Source organism: Kosakonia oryzae (assembly GCF_001658025.2).
GTDB classification, from domain to species: domain Bacteria; phylum Pseudomonadota; class Gammaproteobacteria; order Enterobacterales; family Enterobacteriaceae; genus Kosakonia; species Kosakonia oryzae.
Window position 1 is genome coordinate 2,732,650 of sequence record NZ_CP014007.2, and the last position, 12,088, is coordinate 2,744,737.

At 52.1% G+C, this 12,088-nt stretch carries 10 protein-coding genes and 1 pseudogene; 7 read left to right on the plus strand and 4 right to left on the minus strand.

Annotated features, from left to right (window positions below):
- Positions 1 to 183 precede the first annotated feature (183 nt).
- The 7 genes and pseudogenes from AWR26_RS25725 to AWR26_RS13050 all read left to right on the plus strand — a co-directional run bounded on the left by AWR26_RS25725 (position 184) and on the right by AWR26_RS13050 (position 7,094).
- Complete coding sequence (locus tag AWR26_RS25725; RefSeq protein WP_244256186.1) at positions 184 to 873, plus strand: hypothetical protein; 690 nt, start codon at positions 184 to 186, stop codon at positions 871 to 873.
- Positions 846 to 1,571 carry a glycosyltransferase family protein gene (locus AWR26_RS25730; protein ID WP_244256187.1) on the plus strand — a complete coding sequence of 242 codons (726 nt, stop codon included), beginning with the start codon at positions 846 to 848 and terminating at the stop codon, positions 1,569 to 1,571. Before AWR26_RS25725 ends, AWR26_RS25730 begins: the two co-directional genes overlap by 28 nt.
- Positions 1,564 to 2,838, plus strand: a complete 1,275-nt coding sequence (locus AWR26_RS13030) for a glycosyltransferase family 2 protein (protein WP_064566411.1) — start codon at positions 1,564 to 1,566, stop codon at positions 2,836 to 2,838. The genes AWR26_RS25730 and AWR26_RS13030 overlap by 8 nt, the downstream gene beginning before the upstream one ends.
- 185 nt (positions 2,839 to 3,023) lie before the next feature.
- Positions 3,024 to 3,539: pseudogene (locus AWR26_RS25735) on the plus strand (radical SAM protein); the annotation flags it as partial.
- Between the two features lie 738 nt (positions 3,540 to 4,277).
- Positions 4,278 to 5,102: a hypothetical protein gene (locus AWR26_RS13040; protein ID WP_064569010.1), complete on the plus strand. Its 825-nt coding sequence runs from the start codon at positions 4,278 to 4,280 to the stop codon at positions 5,100 to 5,102.
- Positions 5,103 to 5,105: 3 nt separating this feature from the next.
- Positions 5,106 to 6,266 carry an MFS transporter gene (locus tag AWR26_RS13045; RefSeq protein ID WP_064566413.1) on the plus strand — a complete coding sequence of 387 codons (1,161 nt, stop codon included), beginning with the start codon at positions 5,106 to 5,108 and terminating at the stop codon, positions 6,264 to 6,266.
- A gap of 30 nt (positions 6,267 to 6,296) precedes the next feature.
- On the plus strand, positions 6,297 to 7,094 hold the full coding sequence (locus AWR26_RS13050) for a hypothetical protein (RefSeq protein ID WP_064566415.1): 798 nt from the start codon (positions 6,297 to 6,299) through the stop codon (positions 7,092 to 7,094).
- A 5-nt stretch (positions 7,095 to 7,099) separates the two neighbouring features.
- Here the strand turns inward: AWR26_RS13050 and AWR26_RS13055 are convergent, their stop codons facing one another.
- The 4 genes from AWR26_RS13055 to AWR26_RS13070 form a co-directional block, all read right to left on the minus strand.
- The gene (locus tag AWR26_RS13055; RefSeq protein WP_064566417.1) at positions 7,100 to 8,185 is read right to left on the minus strand and encodes a mannuronate-specific alginate lyase; all 1,086 of its coding nucleotides are present in this window, start codon (positions 8,183 to 8,185) and stop codon (positions 7,100 to 7,102) included.
- 49 nt (positions 8,186 to 8,234) lie between these two features.
- Positions 8,235 to 9,773, minus strand: coding sequence for a methyl-accepting chemotaxis protein (locus tag AWR26_RS13060; RefSeq protein ID WP_064566418.1), 1,539 nt, complete (start codon positions 9,771 to 9,773; stop codon positions 8,235 to 8,237).
- Between the two features lie 488 nt (positions 9,774 to 10,261).
- Positions 10,262 to 11,020, minus strand: coding sequence for an amino acid ABC transporter ATP-binding protein (locus tag AWR26_RS13065; protein ID WP_007375069.1), 759 nt, complete (start codon positions 11,018 to 11,020; stop codon positions 10,262 to 10,264).
- Positions 11,020 to 12,087, minus strand: coding sequence for an amino acid ABC transporter permease (locus AWR26_RS13070; protein WP_064566420.1), 1,068 nt, complete (start codon positions 12,085 to 12,087; stop codon positions 11,020 to 11,022). Before AWR26_RS13070 ends, AWR26_RS13065 begins: the two co-directional genes overlap by 1 nt.
- Between the last annotated feature and the right edge of the window lies 1 nt (position 12,088).

Below are 12,088 nucleotides of genomic sequence, written 5' to 3' on the forward strand. Positions count from 1 at the left end.
AGAAATGGAAATGGATCGCAATAAAAACAAGCAAACGGCAAACATCCGGAAACACCTTTAGAATCCCGAGAATATATCCATTGATACGATTCAGGTCTCGTTAATCCCTGCAAAATATATGTTCTCCTTAACGAAAGGATAATTAAAAATTTCACAAGCCATATCTATGACAGGAGATATTTCATGGACGAGAGAAATGGAGCAATGTTTATATCATTCGATGGCGTTGCCTTTTCAGGAATTACGGTTGAGGCATTTAAAACCGCACGGTTACTTTCACAAAATGGGATGAAAAATTATCTTAATCTTGGTTATGACATAAAGCTGGATAAAGGAAAATTCAATAAACCATACGAATGGGAGAAATCGATATACAAAGATGCTTTTATATTAGTGCGAATAGATGACATTACCAGCGTACCGAATTACAACGTTGAATTTATAAATTATGCGCACAATGTATTGATAAGCCAGAAAACTGTTGTTCCACAAACAGAGTTGAACACTATTCTGACGAGAATTGATATCGCGGCTGAAGTATTGGCTGAAAAAATGGTGCAACAATGGGAACACCTGAATATTGGTTATCTTTTCGTTGAAAATGGCACATTGCCAGAGAATATTATATATACAAAAGCAATATATTTAGCAATTGATATATATGGCAAGCGTTATAATTTAGCTGATTTTGTTACCTGGCGTGACCATGATCTGATGTGGAATAGCGAAAAGAGCGTACAGAAATATGGCACGCACCCCTGGCCTTATGCCATCAAACCGGTTAACTCTCCGTATATACGCTATGTGACGCTTAATCAGGAATTAAAAGACAGACTGGAGGAGTGGTGCAATATACCATTGAAGTACAAGTAAAAAAGAATACATATGATTTTACAGAAACAGGAAATGGCAGCGATATCAGGCACAGCCTTGGCATTAGCAGCGATGACATTCTTATTGCCAGAACCACGCGCCTTATTCCGCAAAAACGCCTGGATCGCGACATTTACCTCGTCTGGCGACTCAACCAACTTTTTCAGCAGCACAATTCTGCACAGCGTGTTCATCTCGTCATTGCTGGCGATATTAATGAGGCGCCAACCTGTTATCAGCAACTGGTCAATCTGTCGATTCAATTACAGGTAGAGCCTTTTACTCATTTTATTGGCTGGCTGCAGCACAATTACATGCCGCCTGGTTATAACACTCACACCATTGAGGATTTGTATTATTCCTGTGACCTTGTCTCTTTTCTGACTTCATGGGATTACGACAGCTATGGTAATCCGATTGGTGAAGCCATTAGCCACCGCCGCTGTTACATTTCGACACGTTATGAATATTACGATGAGGTGTACGGTCAGTACGACTTTGAGGCGCCGATAATGAATATCACTGCCGAACATGATGGTTATCCGGACGATGCGTTTATTTCCAGCGTTTTTAAACTCATCACCAATAAATCACTTATGAAAGAAATTGCTTATCGAAACTTTTTAATTGGCAAGAAAGTGCTTATCGATAAGAACAGCGATTCAGATAGTAATCATTCAGGGAGGTTGTATGCGTAAGGACATTTACATATCAATTGTTTTGCCGGTCTATAACGAAAGTGCTCGTATCGATGCGGTTCTCACTTCGTTATTTAATCAAAAAACATGTAACAATATATTGTCGCATGAAAAGTATGAATTGATCGTTGTGGATAATAATTCTACCGATGATTCCGTTGCTAAAATCAACGAATTTCAGCGTCTGCATCCGGCGCTGGATATTCATATTATTAAAGAACCCACGCAGGGTGTTTCCTCGGCGCGAAAATGTGGTATGGATTACGCATCGCTGCGCTCAAAAGCGAGAGACAAACGGCTGGGTATTAGCCGCAAACACTACATCGTCTCGGCAGATGCCGACTGCACCGTTGATAGCTGGTGGCTACACTCACTGATTGAAAAAATGATCGCGGAAAATGGCGATTTAGGCACCTGTAACTACTACTACAACGAGAACGCGTTCCGGCTTCGCCCCAATCTGTTTGCGGAGATTCAGAAAACGCTGCGTTGCCGAGAGGTCTCATTTTCGCTGTTTGGCGGCTTTCCCGACGGCAAAGGGTTCGCTGTTGAACGCGCGCTTTACGACAAAGTAGGCGGTATCGAAATCTTTTATCAGCTTGATAAGGGCCGGTTTGTCGAACACCTTTCGGATGACTGGGATTTCGGTATTCGGGTGATCGCGGCGGGCGGAAAACCCGTTTACGCACACCACTCCCGGGTTGAAATTAACAGTCGCCGCGTGGATACCATTCTGCAAGAGGTGATAACTGGCATCGCCTACGGGCAGGATGGCGTCATCATCATGAAAGATGTCCGTCCGGAAAATACACAGCAACCGGTGTTAAGGGATACCACGCCCGCCCAGTCATTGCAGGCCTGGCACTATTCGATCAAGGATTATGTGCCGAAAAACATCGTGCTGCCGGCGTTACTCAACCCGCAGATTCTGCTGGACAATCACGCCGTTCGTGAATTTTTTACCCCCCAGGTCGCCGAACGTCTGTTCCGGCGTATCTATGAAATTCTCCATGAGATGCGTCTGATCGACCTGAGCCCGATTCATGCCTACAAAACGCCCGCCTACCGGCTCTATTTCGAGTTTCGTGACGATATTTTCAGCGCACTGCGCCGCGCGGTAGGCGAGGATATTGGTTTCCCACCGCCGCTTCCGGCCTGTTTTGAGAACGTTAAAAGCGAAGATTTTCAGCGATTTGTCCGTTATTTCAGCGAAGATCGCGAATCGGGCATGGCGCACAACTACTTCGCCAACGGAGGGGTGTTCTGATGAACGATATTCTGCTCGACTCGCTCAACGATCTCGATCCGCGTTATCCGGTTCCACAGGTGTACGATTTTCTCGCTTCGCCCGAAAACCGCGACATCCTCGAGTATGTTTACCGCGACCCCTTCGGCTGCCATGTTTTTCCTGGCGACATTAAAGACTACCCGCTGGAAGCGTATTTCCAGGACATGGCGCACGATATCGCACAGGCGAAGCAGATCCACCTCTGGGTGTCGATCCCAACCTGCCGCTACCGCTGCCATTTCTGTCAGTTCCCGACCATTATCCTCAACCCGCAGAGCGCGCCCTCACAGGCGGTTTTTCGCCAACTGGTGGATTACAACATCAAGGAGGCCACGCTGTGGCTTGACAAGGTGCCCACGCTTGCCGGAGCGGAAGTAGGGGAATTTAATATTTTCGGCGGCACACCGTCGCTGTTACCCGCGGCGGAGCTACAGCGCCTGATGGCGTTTTACCAGCAGCACTTCAACCTTTCTGCCGCCACGCTGCGTTTTGAAGGCGAACCGGCAACGCTGACCAAATCCTATCTGGAGCGACTTAAAACGCTGGGGTTCAGCAAAATCAGTTTCGGCGTTCAGTCGTTCAACAATGACATCATCGCCGCTTGCGGGCGCAGGCATACGGCCGAAACCTGCGAACAGACCATCGCGAACGCGCGCGAAGTGGGTTTTGACTGGATCAGCATCGACCTGATCTACGGTCTGCCGGGGCAAAGCGTTGATGACGTGAAATATGATATGGAAAAATGCCGTGAACTGGCGATTTCTCATGTCGTCTGCACCAAACTGCACCTTGCGGAGTTTATGAAGCAACGCACGGGCGTTTCCGGCCAACGGCAAAGTTTATGGCAGAAAAAGGGGGCTAACAGCGAGGCGTTCCCGGGGCTGGGTAAGCAGTACCAGATGCGGGAACTGATTGAACGCTATCTCGCCGCGGATTACCGCGAACATCCCACCATGTATTTCCACCGCAACACGCAACACGCAGAAAAATGGAAGGGGCTGATTACCGATCTGGATAAACAGTATCCGGAAGTGGCCATTGGTCTCGGCGGCAGTTCAAAATGTTCGCTGGCGGAAGCCATTAATATCACCGACTACCGGCGCTACAAGGCGGTGCTGGACGAAGGACAACTGCCCATCGACAGCAGCCAGGGTTTTTCTCCGCTTCAGCGCGAAGTGAATGCGTTCAAAATGGCGTTATCGACCTTACGTCCGGTATGCAATCACGAATTCAGGAAACGCTTTGACGGGCGTAGTTTTTTCAGCAATCCGTTTATCTGCCGCGCGCTGAAGACGTTAACCTCGAAAACCCTGCTCACCGTGCGCGATGATGTCGTCACGCTCACGCCAAACGGCGTGACGCTGGTTGAAGCTATCATCAACACCCAATTTTCTTCCGGCGACAGCAGGAGGTTGCCAGTGACAAACACGGACGTATCAGCACCGGTTTTTAGCCTCTATTACATTGCGATTGACACCGAAGCTGGCGTTACCAACGCGCAGTTTGAGGAATTTGTCCGCGAAAAAGGGTGCAAGATCCCCTGTTATCCGGGGTGGCGCTGGACATTGCTGCGCGGTTTACGCGGTGAGCGTGCCGGGCAATTTATGATGCTGTACGAAATTGAAAGCGCGGAATGCCGCGATCGCTATCAGCGCGCCGATGGCAATCTCACGCCGCTGGCGCGCCAATTCTGGCGCGATCGTCCGCAGGCGCAAGCGATCCTGCGTGAGTGGCAGCGTCTGGGAACATTTAGCGCGCTGCCAACGCTCTACACCGATTACCGTCTGCTGGCAGAAAATAAAAAAAGCACCGTCACCGAGGGTCCGCGCTATCGCGAGCGTCCCGGTGAAGAGGCGGAAGCCCGGGTTATTGGCATTCACAATCTGGCGCTGCGTCCGGATGTTAAAGCGCAGGACTTCGAGACCTTCATCGCCGAGAATCACCACCGCATTGAGGACTACCCTGACTGGAAATTTCGTTTGCTGAAAGGTGAACGCGGTAACCGGCTCGATCAATATGTGGTGATGATGGAGATCGCCAGCCTGGTGGCGCTGGATCAGTTCTACCCGCAACCTGATATCGCCACCGATGAAGCGGCCATTTTTGCCAGAGCGCACCGGGATACCAAGCAGATGTACGAAGAGTGGAAGCAGCTCGCTTCGTTTTCCGGCTCGCCGCAAATCTACACCGATTACCTGGCAGTTGCCGAAAGTCAGCCCGACGAAGAGAACAGGGGAGTGTGAGCCATGACGCGTCATTTCTCTGGAATTTTTCCGTCGGAAAATCTGCGTCAACAACGCTCGACGCGGGCGATTTTCCTGGTTGCCGGTTTGGGCGTGTCGGCCTGGGCGCCGCTGATCCCGTTGGTCAAGCGCGGGCTTCAGCTTGACGATGGCGAGCTCGGTTTACTGCTGTTTTGTGTGGCGGCTGGATCGATGCTGGCGATGCCATTCAACGGCCGCTTGATCCACCGCGTTGGCTACCGGGCGTTGATCCTGTGCTGCGCGTTGCTGCTGTGCGTCTGCCTTTCGCTACTGCTGTCTGTCACTTCCCCCGCCGCTATGGGCGGGGTTTTACTGCTATTTGGTGCGGCAAATGGCCTGCTGGATGTCTCAATGAACAGCCAGGCCGTCGTGGTTGAGCGCGAAGCCGGACAGGCGCGAATGGCCGGGTTTCACAGCTTTTTTAGTCTCGGCTGTATTGCCGGTGCCGGAAGCATCAGCCTGCTGCTGTGGGCAAATATGCCGCCACGCTATGCAAGCGTTCTGGTGGCATTTGCGATGGCGGTTATCGTCCTCGCAGCCTCGGGGCATTTGTTAGCAAAACGCCCGCAGCACAGCGGCGCGGCTGGCGGCACATGCCAGGCGCTGGCACATCCGGGTATGCGGCTTATCGCTATCGTGTGCTTTTTCATCTTTATGATCGAAGGCGCAATGCTCGACTGGTCTGCGGTTTTTCTCCACAGCGAGCGGCGGGTAGCAACGCAGCAGGCGGGGTTTGGTTTCACGCTCTATTCCGTCGCCATCGCGCTGGCGAGGCTGTACGGCGATCGCCTGATTAATCGCTATGGCCATCTGAGAATGCTGATTGCCAGCGCGATAAGCGCCGCCGCAGGATTGCTGGTGGTGGTGTCGGTTGATAGTGCAGCCGTTTCCCTGGCGGGGTTTGCGCTGGTAGGCGCAGGGTTGGCGAATATCGTGCCCATTCTTTTCTCGATCGCGGGGAATCAGCCGGTGCCATCGCACTTTGCGCTGCCCGCAGTGACACTGTTTGGCTATGCCGGGCTGTTAAGCGGCCCGGCGTTAATTGGCGTTTTCGCGCAGCATACCAGCCTGGTCACGGTGTTCAGCGCCGGGGTGGCGATCCTGATCGCGATAAGCCTGCTGGCACGCGCCATTACACGGTAGTTGATTAATAAACTGAAGAAAGGAGTCTTTATGAACAATGCAGCTCAGGCTATTTTTAGCCTGCATTACATCGGCCTGAATTTAAAGAAAGGCGTTACTGAGGCTGATTTTGAAGAGTTTGTCCGCCAGCGCGGCGTGCAGATCCCGGCTTATCCTGGATGGCGCTGGACGCTCCTGAAAGGGTTGCGCGGCGAGAGAGAAAACCAGTATCTGATGCTGTACGAAGCCCCGAGTTTGCCGCTCTATTCCCGTTATGTTGCAGAGAACGGCGAACAAACGGCAGAGGCGCAAAATTTCTGGCAACAGCATCCACAGGCGCTGGCGTTGATTGCCGAGTGGAAAACCTATGCCACCTTCGCCGAATTGCCGACCCTTTTCACCACCTATTCGTTGGTCGCGGAAAACACCAACAGCTCACTGGCGGAAGGGCCCAATTATCAGGTTGTCGCCGGGCAAAAAACGCGCTCGCGCGTGGTGGGCATTCATAATCTGGCCTTACGTGCTGGCGTAAAACCGCAAACTTTTGAACAATTTATTATCGATAACATTCACCGCGTGGAAGATTACCCCGGCTGGAAGTTTCATTTACTGAAAGGTCAGGGCGGCAACCGACAGGAGCAGTATGCGGTAATGCTGGAAATCGAAAGCCTCGATTCGCTGAATTCATTTCATCCGGAGCTCGATGTTTCCACGGAAAAGGCGCTGAGCTTCGTAAAAGCGCACCAGGATACAGAACGCATGTATGACGAATGGCGCACGCTGGCCTCGTTCTCCGGTGCGCCGCAACTCTATACGGACTACCTGGCGATTGCCGGAAATGGGCAATAATTGATTCACTCAACTCTGGCGACACCGGCCAGACGGCTCAGGTCGCCGCCCAGACGCGTATTTTGCCACGGACGCAAACTGGCCAACCGCTGTTTCAACGCACTGTCACAGACATACAGCGAACACCAGGCGTCAAGCCAGGCCAGGTTCGTCGGATGTTGCAAAAAAGCCCTATCCTGCGCTACGCCAGTGCGTTGTGTAAATGCGCTGGCGTCATCCAGGCCGCCAATCACCCGCACGCCGAGGCGTTTTAATGCGCCGTGATTTTCTGCCAGTGCATCAATGCCATTCGCCCGCGCAAACAGCGCGATCATCACCAGCGGTTGCAGCGCGTAATTATGATAGGAAAGGGCGCGCTGGCGGCGGCGCAGCTCATTGGGTAAAAAGCCTTCATCATCCACCTGCTGCATGGCGGTGCGATAGATATCCAGCGCGGCGGTGAACAGATCCTGTCGCTGCGTTACCACGGCGGTGGCAATGATCGCCCAGGCCGCCCAGTAACTATGGTTGTTAACCCTCTCCAGCGGCAAATCATGCCACTCTTTCACGGTCAAATCCCCCAGACGCCCCAGCCAGCGTTGAATATTTTGCTGCTGCGCCGGGTAAGCGTTAAGCGGATGCTGCGGCGCGTATTCCAGTTGCAACCAGGCGGAGGAGAAGGTGGCCAGCGCCCATTTGCGCATTGACCTGCCGGTATGATTATTGGCGCGCTCCGTTAACGCGCCCGCGCTGGCCCATTGATCCAGCGCGGCCACCGTGCAGGCAACATATTGCGCATTGCCGCTGTGCGCCCAGGCGGTGACCTGACGGCTGATATAGCGCTCCATATCGGTGATAGGCAGCGTCTGCTGGTGAAACGCCGCATCGGCCTGCGGATTGAGCGTGGCACGGGCGCTGTCGGAGCCTGCATATTTGCTGGGGAAATCGAGCACGCCGGTAAACGGCGCGGGAACATTCGGGCATTTTACGGTTTTATCGCCTGAAGCCTTTTGTTCCGGCGGCTGCATAAATCCGGCGGGAGGAGAGAGAGAAGCGGCGGCACAGGTGGCCGCCGTCAGGATAAAAAACAGCACAGCTCTGAGTAACATCATGCTTCGCCTTTTGCACAAAAATGCCCGCAACGACTATAGCATGTGTTGATCAGCTACCGCCGAACACATGTACCGCGCGATGCAGGCGGGCTGCGCGTTCTGAAAGATCTTCCGCCGCGCTGGTTACCTGTTCCACCATCGACGTGTTGTTGTGGGTCATGGTCCCGATACGGGAAACGGACTGGTTAATCAGCTCCAGCGCCTGCGTCTGTTCGTTGGTCGCAGTGCTAATCTCTTTGATCATCGTGGACATGTTAATCACGCTGTCAATCATCGCCGTCAGATGCGTTTCCGTATTGGCAACCATCTCCACACCGTTCTTCACGTTCGCCACGTTATGCTCAATCAGCGTCTGGATCTCGCGCGCGGCGGAGGCCGAGTGTTGCGCCAGATTGCGCACTTCGGCGGCAACCACGGCAAAGCCACGGCCGGACTCTCCGGCACGCGCCGCTTCCACCGCCGCATTCAGCGCCAGGATATTGGTCTGGAAGGCGATACTGTCGATGACGCTAATGATATCGACGATTTTGCTGTTATCCGCAGAAACAGACTGCATCATGCCGATCGTTTTTTTCATCACATTACCGCTTTCCATCGCGCTGGCGCTGGCTTCATCCGCTCTGACCATCGCTTCGGCAGCGGTTTCCGCTGTCTGGCGCACGGCGCTGGCAATCTCTTCTACCGCGGCGGCAGTCTGATGCAGTTCGCCGGAGGTTTCTTCCGTGCGGCGTTGCAGGGATTCGCCTTCGCTGGTAATACGCCCGCTGATCACACGGATACCGTTGATTTGCGTCGAGACATCGCCCACCAGCGAACTGAGATTTAACCCGGCCTGGTTAACCAGACGCATCAATAAACCAATTTCATCCACACGATTAAAGCGCACATAATCGCCCTGGCGGCCGGAAACCACTTTCTGCATTTGTTCGAGCACAATTTTCAGCGGACGAGATATTTGGCTGTGCAAAAAAACTGACAACAAACCTAATATAATAATTGCACTTCCGGCTTTTTCTGCGGCATCGAAAGGAACAAATTGCAGCGCAACGAGCAGGGCGGCGGTAATAATCGTGCCAACATTTATGCGTTTTGAAACACTGATTCGCTGGAAGATGGAGAAAAAAGAAAATAAACCACGGCGAACAACCAGTCCTTTATAAAAACGATGTCCGCGGAGCTTGTTTTCATTCGCCTGCTGATAAAGTTCAGCGCTGGCGTCAATTTCTTCACGGGTTGGGATATTTCGCACCGAGATATAACCGGTGAGCTCTCCTTGCTGATATACCGGAGTGACGTTGGCGCGAACCCAGTAGTGATCGCCATTGAGACGGCGGTTTTTAACGATCCCGGTCCAACTGTCTCCTTGCTGAATAGTGAACCACATATCGCTAAATGCCGCAGGCGGCATATCAGGGTGACGAATTATATTATGCGCCTCACCCATAAGTTGATCTTCGCTATATCCGCTGGCATCAATAAAAGCGGAGTTAGCATAAGTAATATGGCTGTGTGTGTTAGTGGTCGACAACAGCGTCGTGCCATCGTTAAGCAAAAACTCTTTCTGTGTAACAGGAGTGTTACGCTTCATGAATATTCCCCACAATATACCGCGATCAAAAAAGTATTGCTGACGCGGTAATGGCTTTTTTTATAATTTACCGGCCAGTCGATTTGTTGTTATTACCGATGCATTCTCCACAAACCTGGGGCTGACGGAAAGTAGCTGTGATAAATATTTTTTAAGTCAGGCTTACCGTTCCGTTGATAAATATTGTTATGATTTTGCGAAAGAAAAATGATGAAGTGAAAATTCACCAGCGATAAGTAAATCCTTAAGCCAAATTACCAGCCAGCCATGCATAAAAGCCTGAAAATTAAGCGACGAAAAATAGAAACATTAACATAGCGGGCTAATGTGTTTACATTTTTGCGCAGCCAAATATCAGCAAAACAGCAGCATTCGTTAAATATTGCCTCAACAACAGTCAAAAAAACATTATATTTTGCAGGGGAATTGTACAGACAGCGAATAGGGAAATGGGAATACTGCGCGGCGTAAGTAGCGCCGCGCAATAATTAATGGCTAAGGATTTGGTCGAGAAACTGGCGGGTACGCGGATGCGCAGGCTGGGTAAAAAAGGTTTCTGGCGGGGCGGATTCGACAATGCGCCCGTCGGCCATCAGCACCACGTTATCCGCAACGGTGCGGGCAAACCCCATCTCATGGGTGACCACAATCATCGTCATACCGCTTTCAGCGAGATCGAGCATTACGTCCAGCACTTCTTTGATCATCTCCGGATCGAGCGCCGAAGTGGGTTCATCAAACAGCATTATCTCTGGTTGCATACAGAGTGCGCGGGCAATGGCCACACGCTGCTGCTGGCCGCCAGAGAGTTGCAGCGGGAACTTATGCGCCTGATTGGCAATCTGCACTTTTTCCAGATAATGCATCGCCAGTTCCGTTGCCTGCGCGCGGCTCATCTTGCGCACCAGTGTCGGGCCGATAATCAGGTTATCCAGCACGCTTAAGTGCGGAAACAGATTAAACTGCTGAAACAGCATGCCAATACTCAGACGGATACGACTGATATTACGCACGTTGTCGTTCATTTCGATGCCGTTCACCAGAATCTGGCCTTTCTGATGCTCTTCCAGCCGGTTAATGCAGCGGATCAGCGTTGATTTTCCGGAGCCAGAAGGGCCGCAAATCACCACGCGTTCCCCTTTTTTCACGCTGAGCGATACCTCATCCAGCACCTGAAATTTCCCGTACCATTTACTGACACCGGTTAATTGAATAATCGCGTCTTGCGCGGGCGAAGTGGCTTGCATCACGAAACTCCTTCAGGATTACGGCTGGCATCAATGCGTTTTTCTACCCACACGGCATAACGGGAAAGCAAAAAGCCAAACACTAAATAGAGACCGGCAATGAACACGTAGGTTTCGATGTAGTAGCGACGCCACTGCGGATCCTGCATCGCAGCAGTAGTGGCAGTCAGCACATCGAACAACCCAATGATGATGACAAACGACGAGTTTTTCATTGCCGCAATAATATGGTTGGTCACCGCTGGCAGGCAGATACGCAGCGCCTGCGGCAGCACGATTTTCGTGGTGGTGTGCCAGTACCCCAGATTCAGCACGGCAGCAGCTTCATACTGGCCGCGCGGCACCGCCTGTAAACCGCCACGGATCACTTCCGCCTGGTAACAGGCAAAGAACAGCGCAATACCAATAATCACGCGCAGCAGTTTATTGACCTCCATGCCTGCCGGTAAAAATAGCGGGAACACATTCACCGCGACAAACAGAATGGTGATCAGCGGCACGCCGCGCAGACTTTCAATAAAAATGACCGACAGGCCGCGCAGAAACGGCAGCGGCGAACGGCGTCCGAGCGCGAGGATGACCGAAACCGGCATACCGATGATTACAGTGCCGGAAAAGAGCAGCAGGGTGAGTGGCAAACCGCCCCAGTCAGATGAGGGCACCGCTTTCAGCCCAAAAAAACCGCCGCTCATCAACACCGACATCAGCGCAATCGATACCAGCCACAGCGGCCACAATAAGCGCGAGTGCCAGCACATTGGCGAGAGTGATAAACCAACGGTGACAAACCACACCAGCATCGCCAGCGCTGCGCGCCACTGCTCATCATAGGGATAAAGACCAAACAGGATCGGGCGATACTTTTCGCCAATCACCGCCCAGCAGGCCCCGGTGGCGGCCCGGCACTGTTCTGCCGTGCCATGAAAACCGATGGCGTCGATAATGCCCCAGCGGATCAGCGTTGAAGCAACCAGCCCTATTACGGTTAACAGCAGCAGCGTCAGTACCGTCTGCGCAACGCTGCTGAACAAATTACGGCGCAGCCAGAAAACCACGGCATTTTGCATA